We start from the raw sequence: 21,278 nt of genomic DNA, 5'->3' as shown, positions 1-21,278 counted from the left end.
GCGCATGAAATGAACCACCTCAATCTAGGAACTATGCCTAGCCTTACCTTAATGTCTGTCGGCGGCAGCGGGTGACGCCCCATGGGTGCCGTGAATCACCACGCCCCGAGCGTGAGCTGCATACCCAATAGCGGGTTACGTTAGGCTAATCTAACTATCTGCAAGTTGGAAGGAAGCTCGACGTGGATCGCAAACTCGGATGGATCAGGCAGTTCCATAAGCCGGAGTCACCCGATGCACCATTACTGCTGTTCTTTCCCCATGCAGGTGCTGGCGCTTCGGCATATCGCACGCTCTCGAAAGCCGCTTCGGCAAATTTCAATGTCGTGATATTCCAATACCCTGGGCGCCAAGATCGCGCCGGTGAGCCAGCCTTGTCGACGCTTCCCGATATCGCCTCGGGAGCATTCACCGAGTTCCAGTCATCGGAACACAATCGCGGCGTTCCGATCCATACGTTCGGCCACAGCATGGGCGCCGTGGTCTCGTTTGAGTTTGTCCGACTCGCGGAGGCCGCCGGACTGGACGTGCGTCAACTGACCGTCTCCTCAGCGGTGGCGCCTGCCAATATCGCCGACAAGCCCGCTCTGCCGACCGACGATGACGCGGTATTGGCACATATGGGCGCCCTCGACGGTACGAACTCCGCGGTCATGGGCAATCTCGACGTCATGCGGATGGCACTGCCGGTCATGAAGGGCGACTATCGGGCCTTCAACGCGTACGAGTGCACCGAGGGTGTCAAGGTTGCGGCACGTATCCACTCGATCGGTGGGGATCAAGACCCCATGATCACCATGCGCGACCTCTACGGCTGGGGTAAACACACCAACGAACTCGACGTGACGTTGTTTGATGGCGGGCACTTCTTCCTGAACTCCCAGACCGAGGCGCTGGCCGAACTGCTGGCCGCGAACGCGGCCCGCGCGGACTCGCCGCGACGATGAGCGACACCGACGCCGATCCCGTTGTCATCTCCGGTATGGCGATCGAGATGCCTGGGGCGATCGACACCCCGGCAGCGTTCTGGAACGCATTGGCGGACGCTCGCGAGCTCGTCTGCCCTTTCCCCCGCGATCGCGATTGGCCCGTCGACGAGCTGTTGTCGCTATCCAATCTGGACGGCTGGGGACGCGTGTCCGACGCCGGTGGATTCCTCACCGATGCAAGTGCTTTCGACCCCACTTTTTATGGGATCACACAGCGCGAAGCAGTCGCCATGGACCCGCAACAACGGGTGGCCATGCGATCAGCGTGGAAGGCCTTAGAGAACACCGGCCTGAACCCGGGAGCACTCGACGGTTCCGAGGCCGGTTGTTTCATCGGTATCTCCCCCAACGAGTACGGGCCGCCGGTCGGCGAAGTCAATGCCCACAGCGGAATGCGTGTGGTCGGCCGTGGACAATTGGGCGCGGCCGGTCGCATCTCGCACCAGTTGGGACTCATCGGGCCGTCCATGTGCATCGACTCGGCGTGCGCATCGTCCTTGGCAGCGCTTCATGTCGCCGCCACCGCGGTTCGGGCCGACGAATGCGAGTGGGCCATCGCCGGCGGCGTCTGCGTCATGGGCTCACCTGGCGGGTTCTATGAGTTCTCCCGGATGCACGCTCTCGACCCCGACGGGCACTGCCGCTCGTACTCCGATGAGGCCAACGGCACACTCTGGGGCGAAGGCGTGGGAATGGTTGTACTGGAACGTGAATCGCGCGCTCGCGCCCTGGGTCACCGGGTGTACGGGCGCATCATGGCCATCCGTACTAACCACAATGGCGGGGGTAAACCCATCCTGGTGCCACGCGGGCGGGCGCAGGCGAAGCTGGTCGCCGCGACCATCGCCGCCTCCGGTGTCAATCCAGCCGACGTCGGGATGCTCGAAGGACATGGCACGGGCACCCGCGCCGGCGATCCGCTGGAGATCATGGCGTTGCAGAGCACCTACGGGGCCGGAGGCTCACACGCACTGCTGGGATCTGCGAAATCTAATGCCGGACATGCACAATCGGCTGCGGGAATGGTAGGGCTGATCAAATTGCTGTTGGCCGGACAGCATGGACACATCCCTCCCACCTTGTTCGCGGACAACCCCACGACCAAGGTCGACTGGTCGATGACCGGGATCCGCCTGGCCACGAAGCTGCACCCCTGGGAGCCGAAGAATGGCATCCGGTACGGCGCCGTCTCTTCCTTCGGGGCCGGGGGCGCCAACGCGCACGCCATCATCGCGATGCCTGCCAGCGACGCAGTCGGAGAGGACGGCGACGATGTCTAGCCACCGCTTACCCGACGGAACCATCCCTGTCCTACTCTCGGCGGACACCCCAGAGGTGCTGTGCCGGGAGGCCGCCGCACTCCTGGCGTATGTGCTTGACCACCCGCGAATCACCCCGAATCGGATTGCGGGCATGATCTTCCGGACCCGCACCGCGCGCCGGTTCCGCGCACTGATCACCGTCGACGACCACGATCAATTGGTAGCCGCACTGCGGGCCGTCGTTACCGGTGCGATCCACACCCACGTGATCCGCAATGCCGAGCCCGCGACCTCTCGCCGCCGTGGATTTGTGTTCCCCGGGCAGGGCGGGCAACGCCCGGGCATGGGAAGACTCTTCTACGATCGGTTCCCCGATTTTCGCGACAAGGTCGACCGCTGCTCGGAACTGTTCGCCACGCAGTTCGGCCGTTCGCCGCTGAATTATCTTCTCGATGAACACCTTCCCGCCGATGACCGTGCAAGTGTCGTCCAGCCCGCCCTGTTCACTCAGATGGCGGGCCTGGCCGCGCTGTGGCGTTCCGTCGGCGTCACCCCGGATGTCGCGATCGGACACAGTCAGGGTGAGATCGCCGCGGCGTATGTTTCCGGCACCATGTCTCTTGCTCACGCGGTCACCGTGGTGGGCACCCGGGCCCGGATCGCGGATGAATTCCCGGCAGACGACTACGTCATGGCGGTGATCGCCGCCGATCGCGACACCTGCGAGGAACTGCTTGCCCGGCAATCGGGTTGGGCCGAACTCTCGGTGATCAACTCCCCCTCGATGGTGGGGATCTCCGGCCAGCGCGAGACCGTTCAGCAGATTGTCGACCGCCTCACCGAAGACGGGGTCTTCGCTCGGATCATCCCGGTGCGATACCCGGCGCATACCAGCATGATCGCCTCGATCGGCGCCGAGATTCGCATGGCCCTTGCCGAAGGTCTCGGCGTCAGCGAGTTCGCGGTCTCCGAAATCGATTGCATTGGTTCGACACTAGGTGCACCGATTACTCCTGAGGTACCGGTCGATCAGTATTGGTTCTGGAACCTGCGCAATGTCGTCCGTTTCGATCGCGCCATCGCGACCGCGGTGACGGCTCAGGTCGACACCTTCGTGGAGCTCGCCGAACATCCCACATTGCAGCTGGCGATCCGTGAGAATCTCGCGGCTCTGGACTCCGAACGCACCGCGTGCGTAGTAGGCACATCCACCCGGACCGCAACCGATCTGGCCGAATTCACCGCCAACCTCGCGAACCTCGCCGTCCATGATCTCAACTACAACTGGGACGCGCTGCGCACCGAGACATCCGAACCCATATCGCTGCCATTGCGCGACTTCCCCAATGTTCAGAACAACGACGTTCCACTCTGGCTGTCGTACCGCTGGGCGAACAGCGGGGCTTCCGTAGCGACGCACACCTCCGTCCCGCAGGAAGCCGATCGCCCAACAGACCGAGTCGATTCTCCGGCACACCCGCGGCTACTGCGCGAGGCCTGGACCAAGGTGACCCGGCGCTCGATGATGCCGCCAAGGTTCTATGGATTCATCGACGCCACCGGCGAGGCCGGGGCGCTCGTCGAGGCACTGCGCGAGGGTGCGCCGGACTTCGGTTCATCGGCCCACATCATTGGCGACGCAGAGGTATCCGGTACCGGCGACGCTGACACTGTGGTGATCGTGCTTCCCGCCGCGGGACAACTGGATGACCCCGGGGCCGCCGACGCGGTGGCACAGTTCTTCGGCGACCGCACATGGTGGCCAGAGCTGTCGAGCTCGGTGACCGGATGCTGGATTGTCACGGTCGGCGGCGAAGAAGTCACCAGCGCAGATACGTCATCAGATCCGGTGCACGCCGCGATCGCCGCCGGATTTCGCTGCATGGGTGCCGAGCATCCGGGAATTGCCTTCCGGCATCTGGACCTCACGTCGGATATCGCCCACCCGGACAGTGCCAGCATCGTCCTGGCCGCGCTGCAATCAGCCGGAGAATCGGAGTTGGCACTCCGGGCGGACGGCATGTACGCCAAGCGCATCCTGGATGCCAGTCAGGACGGCGATAGCGAAACCGCCACTGCGGTACCCGATCACGTCCTGATCACCGGGGGCACCGGAAAACTCGGTCAGGAATTCTGCGAGCACTACGCCCGACTGGGCACCCGGCACATCACCCTGATCAGCCGTTCCGGCGAGACCGCCGCGGTGGCCGGACGGCTCGACGCCATCCGGCGCAGCACCGGTGCCGTGGTTCGTGCACTCTCCTGCGATGTGACCAATGCGTCCGCCGTCGCCGAACTCGCCGGTGAGCTGCGCGAATCGCCTGCGGACCTGATCATCCATGCCGCGGTGAGCTATTCGGATACTCCGCTCGCCGAGGTCACCTCCGAGAAGTTCCACCAGGCGTTACGCGCCAAGGTCGGGGGCATCACGAATGTCCTCGACGCCCTGCCCCGCACCGATTCCTGTCACGTCATGTTGTGCTCATCGCTGGCGGCGACGATCGGCGGCAAAGGCCAGCTGATGTATGCGGCGGGCAACCGGATGCTGGACGTGCTCGCGGCCCGTCAGCGTTCCGCCGGACTGGATTGCGTATCCGTGCAATGGGGCCAGTGGACCGTGCACCTCGATCTCGATGACACAGGTATTGCGAAACTGGCCGCCGCAGGGGTCCATCCGATGCGGCCTGCCGATGCTCTTGCCGTCGGGATGAAACGACACACCGGCAACACCCTGGTCGGAGCGTTCGACCTCACGCAGGCACGCGAGGTATTGGGTGTGTTCGGGTACGGGCCGCTGCTCTCCGAGCTTGTGGACAACAGCAGGCCGGCAGCGCCCACGGAGCGCATTCGGCCCGCGGCGGTGACGCCCGAGAACCGCTCCGGACATCTGGTGCAGTTACTCGCTGAGGTCATCGGCGCCGACCACGCCGACTCCATCGACACCGCCATGCCCATGGTGGCGATGGGCCTGGATTCATTGCAGGCACTGGAATTTCGACGGCGCGTGCAGGCTGAACTCGACTTTGAGCTGCCGGTACAAGATCTACTCGGCGGAGCCTCCGTGGATCACGTCATCGAGGTGCTGTCGGCTCAGACACGCTGACCGATACCCAACAAACTTGTTGGGTATACTCATGGCATGGCAGCGACACGGCGCGGCACCACCGGCAAGGCGGTAGCGGCTTCCAGCCCTGCGAAAAAGCGCGGGTCTACATCGATTCGCTCGGTGAGCACTCCCCAACGTGTGGTGGTCGGCAGCCTGGCGGTCGCCACACAGCCGGCCGACGATCCGCTTGCTCCGTTGCGGGTGTCCTACCTGGTCGACGCCGTTGGCGGGGCCGCGCAGTTGGCCCGGATTATCGGGGTGAACCGGTCGCAACCCTCACGGTGGATCTCCGGTGAGGAACGCCCCGGCGGCCGCACCGCCCCCCTCATCATCGATCTGGAGCATGTTGTGTCGCGGGCACGTCTGGTGTGGGGTGACCCCGCCGCGACAACGTGGCTGGAAAGTGCGAACAGCTACCTCGGGGGCGCCCGCCCGCTGGATGTGTTGTTGAGCGAGGGGCCGGGCCGGGTCCTCGATGCACTGGATGCGGTTACCGCGGGGTCCTTTTCGTAGATGCTGGCCTACCGGATCTTCCCGTACCTCGCGGACACGAAGACGGGGCAACCTGGACATCCGCTGTACCAGCACCGACCGCAACGCGGTGGCCGAATCGACCATCCCGACTACTACGTCTGGTACCTGGGAACGCGGCCCGAGGTGGCATGCGGGGAGGTATTCGGGGATCTACAGATCTGGGACGACTCGATACTGGAGTTCCCCCTGCTGGGTACCCGCAGGGCGCTCGGAGTGTTCAGCCTTCCCGATAACCTACGGGTATGTGATCTCGATGATGCGAAACAGCTTGTCAGGCTTGGACTTCGCCCCACACAGGTGGTAGCGCGGAATCTCGCCGTCACTCAGGCGTGGGGACATCAGATCTGGTCGGAGACCATGGCCGACGGCGGGGACCAGCGGTGGCAGGCCGTCAGATGGTGGTCATACCACCGTCCGTCGTGGCCGGTGCTGGCGAGCTGGCACCGCCCGAAACTGGAGCGGGTCGAACTCCTGGACCTCGACCACCCGGCCATCATCGACGCGGCAACCGCACTGAATCGTCCCATCAGCCGCTGACATTCACCTACCGAGGATTCGCCGCACAGACTGCTCCGGGCGAAGATCCAAGCGGCGCAGCAACTGCGCGTTGAGCGCGACCACCACGGTGGATGCCGACATCAAGATGGCCCCCACGCTCATCGGGAGCACGAATCCGATCGGGGCGAGCACGCCCGCCGCCAACGGAACCGAGATCAGGTTGTATCCGGCCGCCCACCAAAGGTTTTGCTTCATCTTGCGATAGCTGGCCCGCGACAACTCGATCACCGACAGCACCGACCGCGGATCCGAGCTGCCCAGAATGACACCGGCGGAAGCGATCGCGACATCGGTTCCCGCTCCGATCGCGATCCCCACATCTGCTTGGGCCAGCGCGGGAGCGTCGTTGACACCGTCACCGACCATCGCCACGGTATGCCCTTCGGACTGCAGCTGCGCCACCGCAGACGCCTTGTCCTCGGGCCGCACCTCGGCGAACACCCGATCCACACCGAGCTCGGCCGCCACCGTGTTGGCCACGGCATGCGCGTCACCGGTGATCATGACGACCGATACGCCCAGTCTGTGCAGCGCCTCGACCGTATCCCGAGACTCCGGCCGGATGTCATCGGCCAGCCGCAGTGCGCCGGCGACCCGCCCATCCACCAACACGTGCAGAATGATCGCACCCTCAGCACGCCATCCTTCGGCGATCGGTAATTCTTGTGCACCATGCCTTTTCAGCATCGCGGGCCCACCGACCGCGACCTGCGCACCCGCGACCTCCGCGGTAACACCCAGCGCCGGCTCGGAAGAAAAGCCGCTGGCGGCAGCGACACGCAGTCCCCGGTCTCGAGCGGCTTCTACGATGGCACGTGCCAGCGGATGCTCACTGTCGGCTTCGGCCGCGGCCGCCAGCGACAGCACGGCATCGGCCTCGCGTCCCTCGACGGGTTCGACACCCGTCACCGTAGGAGCACCCTTGGTCAGCGTTCCCGTCTTGTCGAACAGCACGACATCGACGGTGCGCATCTGCTCAAGAGCCAAGCGGTCTTTCACCAAGACCCCGCCCCGCGCGGCGCGCTCGGTGGCGATGGAAACGACCAGCGGAATGGCCAGGCCCAACGCGTGCGGGCAGGCAATCACCAGCACCGTGATGACGCGCACCACCGCGGTGTCAGGGTCTCCCAGAATCGTCCAGGCCACGGCCGTCAACGCGGCGGCACCGAGCGCGAACCAGAACAACCAGCCCGCGGCGGTATCGGCGATCCGCTGCGCGCGCGAGCTCGACGCCTGAGCATCGGCCACCAGACGCTGGATTCCGGCGAGTGTGGTGTCGTCACCGACCGCCGTGACTTCCACACGCAGACCGGAATCGGTGGCCACGGTGCCTGCGACGACCGGATCGCCGGTGTGACGACGTATCGCGCGTGACTCCCCCGTCACCATCGATTCATCCAGATGGGCACTGCCCTCGGTGATCCGACCGTCCGCGGGCACCGAGCCGCCCGGGCGCACGAGAACCACGTCACCCACCCGAAGGTCGGCCGGCGCGACGGACACCACCGCGTCTCCCTCGACGCGCTCGGCACTGTCGGGCAGCAGCGCCGCCAAGGAGTCGAGCGCCGAGGTGGTCTGCGCCAGCGACCGCCTCTCGATCCAGTGCCCCAGCAGCATGATCACCACCAGAAGCGCCAGCTCCCACCAGAAATTGAGCTGGTGATCGATCAGGCCGAGGCTCGCCCCCCAGGACGCGACGAAGGCCACCGTGATCGCCAGGCCGATCAACAGCATCATTCCCGGCGTGCGACTCCGTACCTCGGCGACGGCACCGATCAGGAAGGGCTTGCCGCCCCAGAAGTAGATGACGGTACCGAGCACCGGTGAGATCCACGGGACCCAACCGGTGGCCGGCAACTGATAGCCGATGACCATCGCGAACATGTCGTTGAACGCCACCACCGGCACGGAGAGCCCCAGCATGATCCAGAACAACCTGCGGAACTGCCCGACATGGTCAGCATGACCTCCATGGCCTCCGCCATGACCCGCGTGGTCGTGGTGACCGTGATCGTGGTGAGCGTGATCGTGGTGAGCGTGGTCGTGGTGAGCGTGGTCGTGGTGAGCGTGGTCGACATGATCGGCTTCGCATGTTGCGGCAGGCATGTGAGAAGACGGATGGCCGGGGTGATCCGCGTGCGCACTCATACCCCGATTAAATACCCCCCAGGGGTATACGTCAAGGGGTTTAGCACTGGACGTCGACGTGATACACGCTGTAAAGCCATACCCGCCTGGTCGGCCCGGACGAGATGTTCGGGTAGATCCGCGGGTTGCCGAAGACGTCGAGATCTTTGCGCACCCGGGTGGCTACGCATTGCGACAGCGGCTTGTTGCCGCTCCTGGTAACGATGACCTTGTTGCCTTGGGCCTTGAGGCCGTCAATGACTTGTTCGGCGTCACCGAGCGCGCCCGGGCCGGCCTGGGCGACCGGGGCCGCCACCAGTGCCGCGATAACCACGCTTACCGAAACGCGGATCGTCCGAGAACTGGTCAGCATTGAACGTCGACGTAGACGGTGCGGTAAATCAGTTGAGTACCCACACCATTGGCACGTCTAGCTCGGTTAGGGTCGGCGATGCGGGGGTGGGTCCACCAATACTCCGACTTCCCTTCGCGCACCGCGGTCACGGTGCACGCCTGCAGCGGCTTATCACCGGTGCGAAGGACGACGACCTTGGCACCTTGGCGTTGCAACTGCGTGATCACCTGCAAGGCATTCGCCGGCGAGGGACCGGCCGATGCGGCGGGAGATGCGGCGACGGCCAGCGCCGCGGCGAGAAACATTGCCGCAGCGATCGAACGACATGGAAAAAGCCTGCGGCGCATAAGAATTCCCTAACACTTAACAGTGACGTACATGACGTGGGAGGCCAGTGAGCGCGTGGGTGGGCCCTTGCGCTGCGGCGCCTGCCGATAGATGTGCCGACCGACCCGGATCGAGGTGGCGGTGCACTGCGACAGCGGCTTTTTGGGACCGCTGCGGTTGATGACGATCTGATCCCCGCGGACCTTCAGCGCGGTGATCACGGCCTGGGCGTTACCTGGCGCCTGCGGACCCGGTTGCGTCGGACCGGCGGAGGCGGGGGCCGCCCATACGACGGCTACCATCCCGGCCGCCAATGCCGATCCGCCGATGCGACCGGCGAGAGCGCGCAGCACAGCTACAGATGATTTAGCCACGGTGATCGTGTCCTTATCTGAAAAGTGTTGAAGCCATGACTGATTGGTCACCCGACCGCGCATCGCCGTCTACTCGTTAGACGATGGGTGACTGGCGGGGCAGCCGGAACCGGTCAGCGCCGCATCACACAGAAATGCACGAGACGCTCATGACCGTTACTCAACAACCAGTGGGGCTGTACCCGGGGCGGACCGTGCGCGCTCGGGCGCCACATCTCACACACCGCGAGCACCACGAATGTCACTGCCGCGGCAGCCACCGCCCACCCGGAGAGCACGCCGGCGGCAGAGACGGCGGCAGTGATCACGGGCAACGCGTGGCAGTCGTGATGATCTTCAGCGCCCACCAGATTGACGAGTACGTGTGGCACCTGGGCGACACCCATTGATGCGGCCAAGGTGCCAACAACTCCGGGAGCCGCATCCGGCGCCGCATGGCACGTCAACAACGGCATCAGCACAACCACGATGCTCAGCAGGACCCGCAGCAGGACCGACGCCAGGGTGAGACCTCCGCGTCGCACTGTGCGTTCACCGCCGGGGGCCATCACCCCACGATACACACACCCCATACCCGTAATGGGTATATGGGAAGGTCGCTAGACCTGCTCTGCCCGGTCATGAGCAGCGCGCTGTAAGGCCGCCACCTCGGCGTCGATACGCGGCAGGATCTCGGGAATCATGCCTCGCACCGGGATCTCGCCAACCGGCGTCGACAGCACAGGCTTAAGCCAGTGCGTCACACCCACCCAGCCGGGGCAGTTAATCCGTCGACGGCGGCGCTCGATGCCCTTCACAAAGGCCTTGCCGCAGGCTTCTACCGAGGTCACGGTGCCCAATGGCGGTGGCAGGCGGTTCAACATCTCCGAGAACGCCGACAGGTTAGCCTTCTGGTCGTTCACCATCGAGGTGTCGATCCACGACATATGCGTCGAACCGACATCGACGCCCCGATGCGCCACCTCCAGGCGCAGCGCATTGGCGAAGTGCTCAACGGCCGCTTTCGAGGCGTTGTACGCCGTGACCCCCGGCGCGGCGGCATATGCGGCCAGAGAGGACACGATAAGCACGTAGCCCTGTCGTTCGATGACCGAGGGCAGCGCCGCGCGCACCGTATGAAATACCCCGAGCACGTTGACATCGATCAACTTCTTGAAGGTGGCGGGTTCGATCTGCAGCACCGAGCCGAAGGCCAGCAGTCCGGCATTCGCAAGCACCACGTCAATCCCGCCGAACCGCTCCACGGCTAGTGCGACGGCCTTCTCCATGGCCGCCAGGTCGCAGACATCGGCAACCACGACCAGCACCCGATCACGACCCAGCTCATCGGCAACCGCGGCAAGCTTGGTCTCGGCCAGATCGGTGAGCACGAGATTGGCACCCTTGGCATGCAGCCTGTGGGCGACTTCCACCCCGATTCCACCGGCACCGCCGGTGATCAGGACGGTCTTACCAGCGATGTTGTTCGGCGTTGAACCCATGGACCGACGCTACAGCTGCACTCCCAGCAGGGCATCCACCGCATGACTCACATGGGTTCCGGCCTCGGGGTCATGACCGCCGTACGCCAACGCGTCGGTCACCCAGTTATCTAGGGCCGCAAGAGCTTTTGGTGTATCCAGATCGTCGGCGAGATAACGCCGCACCCGGGACACCACGTCGCGGGCACCCGGCGCGGTGGGCAGCGCCACCGCGTGGCGCCAGCGGGCCAAACGGCCCTGCGCGTCGGAAAGCACGGCGTCACTCCAGGACCGATCGGCACGGTAGTGACCGGCCAACAGCCCGAGTCTGATCGCCGCGGGATCCACACCCTCGGCCGTCAGCCCCGAAACCTTCACCAGGTTCCCGCGGCTCTTGGACATCTTGTGCCCGTCCCACCCGATCATCCCGGCGTGCACATAGTGCCGCGCGAAACGGCGTTGCGCTGTAACGGATTCGGCGTGCGCGGCACTGTATTCGTGGTGCGGGAAGATCAGGTCGCTGCCACCACCCTGAATGTCGATACCGGCACCGAGCTCGCGCAGAACGATCGCCGAGCACTCCACATGCCAACCCGGCCGGCCCGGGCCAAACGATGCATCCCAGCTGGGCTCCCCCGGGCGCGCGGCGCGCCACAGCAGGGCGTCGAGCTCATTGGCCTTGCCGGGACGGTCCGGATCACCGCCGCGTTCGGCGAAGAGCCGCGACATGGTCTCGATGTCGTACCCCGACTCATAGCCGAACTGCTCGGTGGCGTCGACGCGGAAGTACACGTCCGGATACTCGGGGTCATCGACCACATAGGCAGCGCCCGAGGCCAGCATCTTCTCGACGAGTTCGATGATGCAAGCGATCGACTCGGTGGCGCGCACGTACTCCCGCGGCGGTAGCACCCGCAGCGCCGTCATATCGCCCCGGAACAGATCGGTTTCCCGGTCCCCCAGCTCACGCCAATCGATGCCGTCACGGTCGGCACGTTCGAAGAGCGGGTCGTCGATGTCGGTGACGTTCTGCACGTAATGCACGTCCAGGCCCGCGTCGAGCCACTGCCGATAGATCAGGTCGAACGTGAGATACGTTGCGGCGTGGCCCAGATGGGTGGCGTCATAAGGGGTGATGCCACACACATACATCGTCGCGCTGGATCCCGGACCGGACGACGGCGTGACCGGTCGCACCTGACGATCGGCGGTGTCGTACAGCCTCAGCTGCGGACCACTACCGTCGAGTTCAGGAACCGGCGCCGACGTCCACGACTGCATGGCACCACTGTATGAGGTGCTCAGGCGAGCTCGGCCACCGCATCCAGGAGCGGCCGCGCCAGATCGGAGCGGCACATGATCAGGTCCGGCAGGTACGGGTGCGGTTGGTTGTAACGCAGCGGGGTTCCGTCGAGGCGCGAGGCATGCAGCCCGGCCGCGAGCACCACGCCCGCCGGTGCCGCGGAATCCCACTCCCACTGGCCGCCGCCGTGCAGATAGGCATCGGCCTCACCACGCACCACCGCCATGGCCTTGGCCCCGGCCGAACCCATCGGGATCAGTTCGATGTTGTGCCGTTCTGCCATCTCGATCAGCAGCTTCGGAGGGCGACTGGCACTCACGACAACCCGGATCGGATCCGATTCAGCGCGCGCCGGAGGGCTGACCCGGGTCTCGTCGGTGCGAAACACGGTGCCCAATCCGGGCAGCGCGACGGCGGCATCGGTGATCGACCCCCCAGCACCATCGGCCTGCCATAGCGCGACATGCACCGCCCAGTCGTCGCGGCCCTGGATCCCGAACTCGCGGGTGCCATCGAGCGGGTCGATGATCCACACCCGCTGCGCGCCCAGGCGGACCTTGTCGTCGACGGCCTCCTCCGAGAGCACCGCGTCCGCGGGCCGTTCGGCGGCCAGTCGCTCCAGCAGCAGAGCGTTAGCACGCTTGTCACCGGCCGCGCCGAGCGCCTTGGGGTCGTCGAACCCGAGCTCGGCACGCACTTGCAACAACAGCTGTCCGGCTTCGTGAGCGAGTTCTGCGGCAAGAGCGGCATCGGAAAGAGTCACCCGGTCAGTATTACCCGATCAGGATTTGTCACACCCCGTCGGCATACTCGCGCCCATGACCGCCGGCATCCAGTACGGAATCGTCCTGACAACGGGTGACGCCGCCGACGTCGCGGAGCTGGCCGCGCTGGCCGAGGAGGCGGGCTGGGATGCCGTCTTCGGCTGGGAACCGGTGTGGGGTGTCGACGCATGGGTGGCGTTGACAGCGGCGGCTATGCGCACCACCCGGATCAAGCTCGGAACCATGCTCACGCCGCTGTCGCGCCGCAAGCCGTGGGATCTGGCATCCACCACTGCGACGCTGGATCGACTCTCCGGCGGCCGGGTCATCTTGTCGGTGGGAATGGGTGCGCTGCATGACAATTGGCTGGCCTTCGAGCGCGACCAGGGCCGCAAGGCTCGCGCCGGGCTACTCGACGAGGGACTCGACGTCCTATTCGGGCTATGGGAAGGTCAGCCCTTCAGCTACGAGGGCACGCATTACCAAGTGACGCCCACGGCGCATATGGTGCCCGGCCCGCCGGCACAGAAGCCGCGCATCACCACCTGGTGTGTGGGTCTGAGTGGCTCACGCAAGTCCCTGTCACGCGCCGCCCGCTGTGACGGGCTGCTGCCCAACATCACCACGGCCGACGGACAGTTCGGCCTCAATCCGCCGCTACGGCGATGGATTGAGGCCGCCCGTGAAATTCATTCACTACGAAGCGAATTGGGCCACACCGGTGGCTACGACGTGGTGTACGAGGCAACTACCGACTTCGGCGACCTCGCTGCCACACGCGAGAAGATCACCACCCTGCACGAGGCCGGCTACACCTGGTATCTGGACTCGGACTGGCACACCGAGCACGAGGATCCCCTCGGAGCATTGCGCGGGCGGATCGAAAAGGGGCCGCCGCGCTAGGCGTCAGTGTTTGACGTCAGGACACATGGTCTGGGGGGCGTACTCGACCACCGCCTTCGACGCCCACTTCGGAGACCACGGGAGCAATGTGGCGGACGCAATGGCCTCGTCCTTCGTTCCGCCGTTGCGCAGCACCCCACAGGCCATGTTCCCGGCGTGCACGTACATCGCGGCATTGCCCGCGTTATAGGGGTTTGCCCCGGGAATGTTGTCGTTGATGAGCTGTAAGAACTCTCCCTCGCCATCGGCATGTGCCGGTCCGGCAAGACTGATGGCCCCTGCGACGGAAGCGGTGAGAATGCCGGCAGCCCAAAACCGGCGGAAGTTGGTGATCATGATGCCCCCTCAGATGAGGAGACGATCTTATTGCGCGATAGCGACTGGTCGGAAGCGTTTTTGCGTAAGTTGACCGATCCCAGTTTTCACGATCAGGGAGCGAATTCGCCCGTACAGATAGCCATCGGCGGGTCGGGGAACGCGAAGGAATGAACCACCCCGGGCTTGCCCTTGCATTGCCCGGCCTCCTTCGTCCCCGGAATCACGAACAACACGACGAATGCCTTCGGCGCCTGGCAGGAATCCGCGGCCACGAACACGGTGCTGCCCATCACCACTGCCGTCTGATAGCACGAGCCGACACGCAGTTGCGGGGCAATGCAATACGAGAAATCTCCGGCCGTGAATCCCGTGTACGTCTGCCGGCACTTGCCGCCGGGGACGACCTCGATCACGCGCCACGCCGCCTTGGGGTCCGTACACGCCACCGCCTTGTAGTCCGAGGGAGCGGCCAACGCGATACAGTCGCCGACTGCGGCCACCTGTCCCGCGGCCTTGGGCGGGCCCGTCGGCGCCTGGGGCGGAACAGGCATCTGGGGCAGTGGCATTGGTGCACTAGGCGGCTGCGCAGTAGGTGTCAGATACGTCGGTGCGCCACTGACTGTGGGCAATTCGGGGTTCGCGTAGGACACCGTAGTAGTCGGCGAGCTGACCGATTGGCGCGGATCGGTGTCCCGGTTGAGGATCACCACCAACACCACCGCGAGCACGACGACGACCGCCGCGGTGATCGAAGCGATCAGAATCCACGGCCTGGACTGTTTCTGCGGCCCGAAGGGGTCCTGCCCTGGGAGCCCCGGATACATCGGGGGAACCGCGTAACCCTGCGGAATTCCGTCATACAGGCGGCCGATCGAATCGTCCGGGTAGTCCGATGGCGCGTAACCGTACGGAGCCGTCGGCGGCGGCGCCTGCCAGCGCTCCTGAGTTGGCCCTTCGGGTGCGCCCCACTGCCCCGCTGGTCCCTGCTGATACGGGTCATGTGGTCCCGTCACGTCAGCACCCCCCTTGCCCGTCCCTTCCCGGAACATCACGCTGTGCCGACCAGGCTAGACGATCGCCCATCAAAAGGCGGGCCACGGTATAGGTCTGTTGCGATCAGGCATCGGCATCACCGGCTCATCCAGCGTCGTCGCAGCACGTTGGCGTAAAGCCGCCACTTCCTCCGCAGTGATGTGGACCGACAGTGCGGCGCCCAAATCTCCCCGCAATGCCTCCTCGAGGCGCTCCACGTCATCAAGCAACTCTGGCTCCACGGGCTTGCCCGCCCATCCCCACAGCACGGTTCGCAGCTTGTCGTCGGCGTGCAGGCAGATCCCGTGATCGACGCCGTAGACACCGTCGGCACCCCGCAGGATGTGACCGCCCTTGCGGTCGGCGTTGTTCACCAGGGTGTCGAACACCGCCATCCGGCGCAGCAGGGCGTCATCGGCGTGAACCAGCACGATTTCCGCGCCGTCGGCGTCGAGAGCGCGCAGGATCGGCAGGTAATCCTGCGGCACGGCCTGCGGAAGACAGATATCCACCAGGTCGAGGGCGCCCTCGGCGAGCTCCGGCTCGTGGATCCACCGCTGCACCATGCCAACACCGGCCGGGCCGTCTCGAAATACCGTATACGGCACCACATTCCAGCCCAGCTCCGCCGAGATCAGGTACGTTGCCACCTCACGCCCGGCCAAGGTGCCGTCCGGGAAATCCCAGAGCGGCCGCTCACCTCGCACTGGTTTGTAGACACAATGCAGGCCACTTTCGACCTCACAGAGAAACGTGGCATTGCTCGCGGATCGGATGCGCCCGATGACGGTGAGCTCGCCGTCACGGATGGCGGCGTGCTCCTCGGGGCTGCCGCCGGGGCCCGAGTCGTCAGGACTCGGCGTCATCATCTGCCGCCCCGGGCACCGTCCCCCGGCGGTAGCCGTTGGTGCGGACGCAGATGTGTCCGGCCGGATCGAGCGGCTCCTCGCATAGCGGGCACGGAGGACGGCCCGCGGAAACGACCCGGGTGGAGCGTGTCGCGAACTGCCGTGCCGCTTCCAGGGACAGGAACACGCGAACGGCATCCGGGCCGTCCTCGGAGTCATCGAGCACCACGGAGGCGTCGAACTCCTGCTCGCTCACCGCGAGGAGTTCGACAACCACCGAGTTGGCCTCGGCGTCCCAGCCGAGCCCCATGGTTCCGACCCGGAACTCGGCGTCGACAGGCATCACCAGCGGGCTGAGGTCCTCAACCACATCGGGCTCGGGCGGGATCTCTGTTCCGAACCGGCGGTGGACCTCCGACAGCAGGGTTCCAATGCGCTCAGCCAGCACAGACACCTGTTGCTTCTCCAGCATCACGCTGACGATCCGGCTCTCATGGACGGCTTGCAGATAGAACGTACGGTTCCCCGGCTCCCCGACCGTTCCGGCGACGAAACGGTCCGGGCTGCGGAATACGTGAATCGATCGGGGCATGGTGTCTCCAAAACTACCGGTCGATGAACCCCTCGCGCGAAGGGTTCTAATCGGTTGTGCCGCCCACAGGGGCATCGGAAGCCGCCCCGGCGGGCTTCTCGGGCGGCCGGGCGCTCAGCGCGCTGGACAGGTCGGGGCCGGTGTGATTCATGTGCATAACGAAGGGTCGCAGCTCGGTGTAGCGCACCACGCTCATCGAGGCCGGATCGGCGACGATGCGCTGGAACGCATCCAGGTGCGTGCCGAGCGCGTCGGCGAGTACCGACTTGATGACATCTCCGTGCGTGCATGCCACCCAGACGCTGTCACCGCCATGCTCCTCGGATAGCCGCCGGTCGTGCTCACGGATCGCCGCGACCGCCCGCGCCTGGACCTGTGCAAGCCCCTCACCACCCGGGAATTGTGCGGCACTGGGCTGCTGCTGGACGACCTTCCACAGGGGTTCGGCGAGCAACTCGGCAATCGCGCGGCCGGTCCACTGCCCGTAATCCACCTCGGCGAGCCGGTCCTCAACGACAGGCGTCAGGTTCAACTCCGCCGCCAACGGCGCCACGGTCTGCTCGCACCGCAGCAGCGGGGACGTGATGATCGCCCGAACCGTCACCGCGCCCAGACGGTCGACGATCCCCCGTGCCTGGACTTGTCCCTTCTCGTCGAGCTCGACACCTGGGCTGCGGCCGGCGAGGGTGTGCGCGACATTCGAGGTGGACCGCCCGTGACGTAACAGGATGACCGTCATGACGCGCTCACCACCCCAGCAGCCAGCAGACCCATCACCGTGAGCCCCAGGACCACGCGGTATCCGACGAACCAGTACATGCTGTGGTTGCTGATGAAGCGGAGCAGCCAGGCGACTGCCGCGTAGCCGATGACGAAGGCGATCAGGGTGGCCACCAGCAGCTGCGGACCCGTCGCACTCATGCCCTCAGTCACCGGGTGGAACGCATCGGGCAGGGAGAACAGCCCGGAGGCCAGCACCGCCGGTATGGCCAGCAGAAATCCGAATCGGGCGGACGCGGGCCGGTCCAGTCCGAGGAACAGCCCGGCGCTGATGGTGGCACCCGACCGGGATACACCCGGGATCAGAGCCAAAGCCTGTGCGCTACCGACGATCACAGCATCCTTCATGGTGAGCTGTTCGGTGTGACGCACCTGCCGCCCGTAGTACTCCGCGACGGCGATGACCAGCGCGAAGACGATGAGCGAGGCCGATATGAGCCATAAATTTCTTGCACCCGAACGGATTTGATCCTTGAATGCCAGACCCAACACGCCGATGGGCATGGTGCCGACAATGACGTACCAGCCCATCCAGTAGTCAAAAGTTCTGTGCGCCTTCACGAACAGCCCCCCGAACCATGCACGAAGGATGCGCCAGATGTCCTTGGCGAAGTAGAGCAAAACCGCCGCCTCCGTGCCCAACTGGGAGACCGCCGTAAAGGACGCGCCCGCATCCTCATCGAAAAACACCCGCGACACGATGGCCAGATGGCCCGAGGACGAAATCGGCAGGAATTCGGTAAGTCCCTGGACCACCGCCAGCACGATCACTTGCAACCAGGACATTGCCGCTACTGCCGAATCCACGACAGCGACCGTACTGGACGCGGCGGCAGATCGCCCTAGCCGGCCAGCAGCCGGGCGAGGCGGCTGATGCTCACCGGCTGCGCGTCGGCGACCAGATCGCGCACCGCGGCAACGATGCTGCGTTCATCGGTGACATCGATATCTGTGATGGGCCGGGTTCCCACGGCCACCACATCGCTGTCATCGGGAACCAGCTCGGTGAGGAAGGCCCGGTAGATCTCGACACGCAGCAACGAATCCTCGATGCGGAAAGCGAAGCTACGACCATCGCCCACCTCACCAAATCCATTCGCGTGCACGCCCGTCACGAGGACCTCGACGGTGAAGACCGGACTGTCGGCAAGCGTCATGGCTCTCACGATAGCCCCCAGCTACCGACTGCTAGCACCGAACGCGCCGAGAAAGTCATCTCCTGCTCGGCAATCCCAGGTCGATTGCGATGATGGATGCGATGAATCCTTTACCGGGCCGCGATGTGCGCGGTATAAGAGGCACTATCACCGCACTAGCAGCCGTCATCGCGGTGGTCTCGGGCGCCGTATCGGGCTGCTCAACGGGCAGTGATACCGGCAGCCCCGCCGCCCCCGCCGTCATCACGCCGGCTTCCGCAGCACAGTCGCCCCCGGTGACGGCAGCACCGGCGGGAACGGTGCACCGGTTCGCCGGCCAGTCCAGCGCCGTGTTGTTCGACACCTCGAGCAACACAGTGTCAGTTCTGACCAATGACGGCCGAACAGTGACGTTGTTCACGCGGGACAATCTCGACGCGCCACGTCACACCGTCACGCTCTCCTCCCCGGCGACCGCTGCCGTCGGCGACGACCACGGCAGGGTGTACCTGTCCACCACGGGCGGCTACTTCACGGTCGACATCGCCTCGGGGCGCGCGAACAAGGTCGATATCTCGGGCCACGAAAACACCGATTTTTCAGCCATCACCCGCAGCCCAGACGGCCGTGTCGTGCTCGGAACCACCGACGGCACCGTCTTCACGCTCGACGCCCAGAACCAGATAGCCGCCCACGCAAGCGGTTTCGCCCGCATCGATTCCCTTGCATACCAAGGCAACACCGTCGCCGTTCTGGACCGCGCGCAGAGTTCGGTGACCACCCTGACCGAGGCCGGCGATGGCACCGCGCATGCCCTTCGAGCCGGCGAGGGGGCGACCACGATGCTCGCCGACGATAAGGGACGCCTGCTGGTGGCCGACACCCGCGGCGGCGCCCTGCTGGTGTTCGGCCTGGCCGACTCGCTCATCCTGCGCCAGCGCTACCCGGTTCCCGCCGCTCCGTATGGACTGGCGTACTCGACCAAGCTCACCTGGGTGTCGCAGACGGCGTCCAACACGGTTATTGGCTACGATTTGTCTACCGGAATCCCCGAGGAAAGGGCCCGATTCGCGACTGTGCGGCAACCTAATTCACTGGTCAGCGACGGATCCACGTTGTTTGTGGCATCCGGCGTCGGCGACGGAATACAGGCGATCGGCATCAGGAGTATCGGGTGAGCCGCGCCGCACGCAGTAGCTTTCCAGCGGGTTGGGAGAGCGAACCCGATGACGAGTACGACTACTACCCGTTGCGGCTGCCTCCGGAAATCACCAGGATCACGGCATCGCTTCGGCTCTCGATTCAGGCCGAGTTCGGCGGCTGGGAGCTCACCCGGGTCCGCGTCTACACCGACGGAAGCCGTCGAGTCCTGTTGCGCCGCAAGAAACTCCGCGGAAACCTGGCTGGCGGGCCGTTTACCGTCCCGGTGATCTGATGCTGTACGCCATCCTGTTGCGGCTGTTTTTTGTGGTGCCACCCGAACGGGCGCACAGCCTGGTCTTCGCTTCCCTGCGCGCCGCGGCAGCCTTCGCGCCCACGCGCTGGCTGTTGAATCGGCTGTGCGCCCCGGCCGACCCCCTCCTGGCCAGCGAGGTGTTCGGGGTGCGCTTCCCCGCCCCGCTGGGCTTGGCCGCCGGATTCGACAAGGACGGCGAGGGCCTCAAGGTGTGGGGCCCGCTGGGGTTCGGCTACGCCGAGGTGGGCACGGTGACCGCCATCGCGCAGCCCGGCAACCCGAAGCCCCGACTGTTCCGGCTCTCTGCCGACCGCGGCCTGCTCAACCGGATGGGTTTCAACAACCACGGTGCGGCAGCCCTTGCGCCCCGGTTGGCGACACGAAAGTCCACGGTGCCCATCGGCGCCAACATCGGCAAGTCGAAGATCGTCGAGGCCGCGTTCGCGTCCTCCGACTACCGGGTGAGCGCACGCTTGGTGGGGCCGGCCGCCGATTTCCTGGTGGTGAATGTGAGCTCCCCCAACACCCCTGGGCTACGCGATCTCCAAGCCATCGGCGAGTTGCGCAAGATCCTCTCCGCGGTTCTCGAAGAGACCACCACACCGGTGCTGGTGAAGATCGCCCCGGATCTCTCCGATGCCGATATCGACGAGATCGCAGATCTGGCAGCGGAACTGGGCCTCGCCGGGATCGTTGCCACCAACACCACCATCAGCCGCGCCGGCTTGAAGACGCCCGATGTCGAAGACCTGGGCGCCGGGGGCATCTCCGGTCCGCCGGTGGCCACCCGATCACTCGAGGTGCTGCGACGGCTACATCGGCGAGTGGGAGACCGCCTGGTGCTCATCAGCGTCGGCGGCATCGAGGATGCCGACGACGCCTGGGCGCGGATCACCGCCGGGGCCTCACTGCTGCAGGGCTATACCGGTTTCATCTACCGGGGTGGCTTCTACGCCAAGCGGATTCACGACGGTATCGCCCAACACCTGCGTGACGGCGGGTTCGGCAGCCTGCAAGAGGCGGTTGGCTCCGCCTCCTAGCCCATTCCGAGGCA

General features: G+C 65.3%; 24 protein-coding genes. 9 read left to right on the top strand and 15 right to left on the bottom strand.

From position 1 onward, the window contains the following. Positions 1-182: 182 nt before the first annotated feature. Genes B4394_RS19140 through B4394_RS19120 form a run of 5 tightly spaced genes read left to right on the top strand, consistent with a single transcriptional unit; the run spans position 183 to position 6,428 of the window. A complete protein-coding gene (locus tag B4394_RS19140; protein ID WP_078311767.1) occupies positions 183-947 on the top strand; it encodes a thioesterase II family protein in 765 nt (254 codons plus the stop codon). Beyond that, a complete protein-coding gene (locus tag B4394_RS19135; protein WP_078311768.1) occupies positions 944-2,269 on the top strand; it encodes a beta-ketoacyl [acyl carrier protein] synthase domain-containing protein in 1,326 nt (441 codons plus the stop codon). The genes B4394_RS19140 and B4394_RS19135 overlap by 4 nt, the downstream gene beginning before the upstream one ends. Positions 2,270-2,324: 55 nt before the next feature. Beyond that, positions 2,325-5,354 carry a nocobactin polyketide synthase NbtC gene (gene nbtC / locus B4394_RS19130; RefSeq protein WP_078311769.1) on the top strand — a complete coding sequence of 1,010 codons (3,030 nt, stop codon included), beginning with the start codon at positions 2,325-2,327 and terminating at the stop codon, positions 5,352-5,354. Between the two features lie 36 nt (positions 5,355-5,390). After that, positions 5,391-5,870, top strand: coding sequence for an MbcA/ParS/Xre antitoxin family protein (locus tag B4394_RS19125; RefSeq protein WP_078311770.1), 480 nt, complete (start codon positions 5,391-5,393; stop codon positions 5,868-5,870). Beyond that, complete coding sequence (locus tag B4394_RS19120; RefSeq protein ID WP_078315967.1) at positions 5,871-6,428, top strand: RES family NAD+ phosphorylase; 558 nt, start codon at positions 5,871-5,873, stop codon at positions 6,426-6,428. 3 nt (positions 6,429-6,431) lie between these two features. Here the strand turns inward: B4394_RS19120 and B4394_RS19115 are convergent, their stop codons facing one another. The 8 genes from B4394_RS19115 to B4394_RS19080 form a co-directional block, all read right to left on the bottom strand. Next, positions 6,432-8,372: a heavy metal translocating P-type ATPase gene (locus B4394_RS19115; RefSeq protein WP_217697778.1), complete on the bottom strand. Its 1,941-nt coding sequence runs from the start codon at positions 8,370-8,372 to the stop codon at positions 6,432-6,434. 265 nt (positions 8,373-8,637) lie between these two features. Further along, positions 8,638-8,949 carry a hypothetical protein gene (locus B4394_RS19110; protein ID WP_078315965.1) on the bottom strand — a complete coding sequence of 104 codons (312 nt, stop codon included), beginning with the start codon at positions 8,947-8,949 and terminating at the stop codon, positions 8,638-8,640. Then, positions 8,943-9,236 carry a hypothetical protein gene (locus B4394_RS19105; RefSeq protein WP_286142115.1) on the bottom strand — a complete coding sequence of 98 codons (294 nt, stop codon included), beginning with the start codon at positions 9,234-9,236 and terminating at the stop codon, positions 8,943-8,945. Before B4394_RS19105 ends, B4394_RS19110 begins: the two co-directional genes overlap by 7 nt. A gap of 51 nt (positions 9,237-9,287) precedes the next feature. Then, a complete protein-coding gene (locus tag B4394_RS19100) occupies positions 9,288-9,695 on the bottom strand; it encodes a hypothetical protein (protein ID WP_502688410.1) in 408 nt (135 codons plus the stop codon). Between the two features lie 50 nt (positions 9,696-9,745). Next, a complete protein-coding gene (locus B4394_RS19095) occupies positions 9,746-10,180 on the bottom strand; it encodes a hypothetical protein (RefSeq protein ID WP_139360309.1) in 435 nt (144 codons plus the stop codon). Between the two features lie 51 nt (positions 10,181-10,231). After that, on the bottom strand, positions 10,232-11,113 hold the full coding sequence (locus B4394_RS19090) for an SDR family oxidoreductase (RefSeq protein WP_078315963.1): 882 nt from the start codon (positions 11,111-11,113) through the stop codon (positions 10,232-10,234). A 9-nt stretch (positions 11,114-11,122) separates the two neighbouring features. Beyond that, positions 11,123-12,373 (bottom strand): cysteine--1-D-myo-inosityl 2-amino-2-deoxy-alpha-D-glucopyranoside ligase, encoded by a 1,251-nt coding sequence (gene mshC / locus B4394_RS19085; RefSeq protein ID WP_078315962.1) that lies wholly within the window; start codon positions 12,371-12,373, stop codon positions 11,123-11,125. A gap of 20 nt (positions 12,374-12,393) precedes the next feature. Next, positions 12,394-13,158 (bottom strand): 3'(2'),5'-bisphosphate nucleotidase CysQ, encoded by a 765-nt coding sequence (locus B4394_RS19080; protein ID WP_078311779.1) that lies wholly within the window; start codon positions 13,156-13,158, stop codon positions 12,394-12,396. Positions 13,159-13,213: 55 nt separating this feature from the next. Here B4394_RS19080 and B4394_RS19075 point away from each other — a divergent pair, with 55 nt between their 5' ends. Continuing rightward, positions 13,214-14,062 carry an LLM class flavin-dependent oxidoreductase gene (locus tag B4394_RS19075; protein ID WP_078315961.1) on the top strand — a complete coding sequence of 283 codons (849 nt, stop codon included), beginning with the start codon at positions 13,214-13,216 and terminating at the stop codon, positions 14,060-14,062. A 3-nt stretch (positions 14,063-14,065) separates the two neighbouring features. On the opposite strand, the gene B4394_RS19070 is transcribed toward B4394_RS19075, so the two are convergent. The 7 genes from B4394_RS19070 to B4394_RS19040 all read right to left on the bottom strand — a co-directional run bounded on the left by B4394_RS19070 (position 14,066) and on the right by B4394_RS19040 (position 18,789). Beyond that, positions 14,066-14,398 (bottom strand): DUF732 domain-containing protein, encoded by a 333-nt coding sequence (locus B4394_RS19070; protein WP_078315960.1) that lies wholly within the window; start codon positions 14,396-14,398, stop codon positions 14,066-14,068. A gap of 92 nt (positions 14,399-14,490) precedes the next feature. Next, positions 14,491-15,393 carry an LppU/SCO3897 family protein gene (locus B4394_RS19065; protein ID WP_078315977.1) on the bottom strand — a complete coding sequence of 301 codons (903 nt, stop codon included), beginning with the start codon at positions 15,391-15,393 and terminating at the stop codon, positions 14,491-14,493. Between the two features lie 69 nt (positions 15,394-15,462). Beyond that, entirely contained in the window at positions 15,463-16,281 is an 819-nt protein-coding gene (locus tag B4394_RS19060) for an SCO1664 family protein (RefSeq protein ID WP_502688411.1), read from the bottom strand. Next, positions 16,262-16,852 (bottom strand): DUF3090 domain-containing protein, encoded by a 591-nt coding sequence (locus B4394_RS19055; protein ID WP_078291958.1) that lies wholly within the window; start codon positions 16,850-16,852, stop codon positions 16,262-16,264. The genes B4394_RS19060 and B4394_RS19055 overlap by 20 nt, the downstream gene beginning before the upstream one ends. 46 nt (positions 16,853-16,898) lie before the next feature. Next, entirely contained in the window at positions 16,899-17,591 is a 693-nt protein-coding gene (locus B4394_RS19050; protein WP_078315959.1) for a histidine phosphatase family protein, read from the bottom strand. Beyond that, the gene (locus tag B4394_RS19045) at positions 17,588-18,418 is read right to left on the bottom strand and encodes an undecaprenyl-diphosphate phosphatase (protein ID WP_078315958.1); all 831 of its coding nucleotides are present in this window, start codon (positions 18,416-18,418) and stop codon (positions 17,588-17,590) included. Before B4394_RS19045 ends, B4394_RS19050 begins: the two co-directional genes overlap by 4 nt. A 56-nt stretch (positions 18,419-18,474) precedes the next feature. After that, positions 18,475-18,789 (bottom strand): hypothetical protein, encoded by a 315-nt coding sequence (locus tag B4394_RS19040; protein ID WP_057968063.1) that lies wholly within the window; start codon positions 18,787-18,789, stop codon positions 18,475-18,477. Between the two features lie 89 nt (positions 18,790-18,878). Here B4394_RS19040 and B4394_RS19035 point away from each other — a divergent pair, with 89 nt between their 5' ends. From B4394_RS19035 to B4394_RS19025, 3 genes are read left to right on the top strand one after another with little or no spacing between them, the layout of a single operon-like run. After that, a complete protein-coding gene (locus tag B4394_RS19035) occupies positions 18,879-19,946 on the top strand; it encodes a hypothetical protein (protein WP_078315957.1) in 1,068 nt (355 codons plus the stop codon). Next, positions 19,943-20,203, top strand: coding sequence for a DUF5703 family protein (locus B4394_RS19030; RefSeq protein WP_078311786.1), 261 nt, complete (start codon positions 19,943-19,945; stop codon positions 20,201-20,203). The genes B4394_RS19035 and B4394_RS19030 overlap by 4 nt, the downstream gene beginning before the upstream one ends. Beyond that, the gene (locus B4394_RS19025; RefSeq protein ID WP_078311787.1) at positions 20,203-21,264 is read left to right on the top strand and encodes a quinone-dependent dihydroorotate dehydrogenase; all 1,062 of its coding nucleotides are present in this window, start codon (positions 20,203-20,205) and stop codon (positions 21,262-21,264) included. The genes B4394_RS19030 and B4394_RS19025 overlap by 1 nt, the downstream gene beginning before the upstream one ends. The last annotated feature ends 14 nt before the right edge of the window (positions 21,265-21,278 follow it).

The sequence above is a fragment of the Mycobacterium sp. D16Q16 genome, assembly GCF_002013745.1.
Classification (GTDB): domain Bacteria; phylum Actinomycetota; class Actinomycetes; order Mycobacteriales; family Mycobacteriaceae; genus Mycobacterium.
This window is presented reverse-complemented; position numbering and strand designations above follow the sequence as displayed.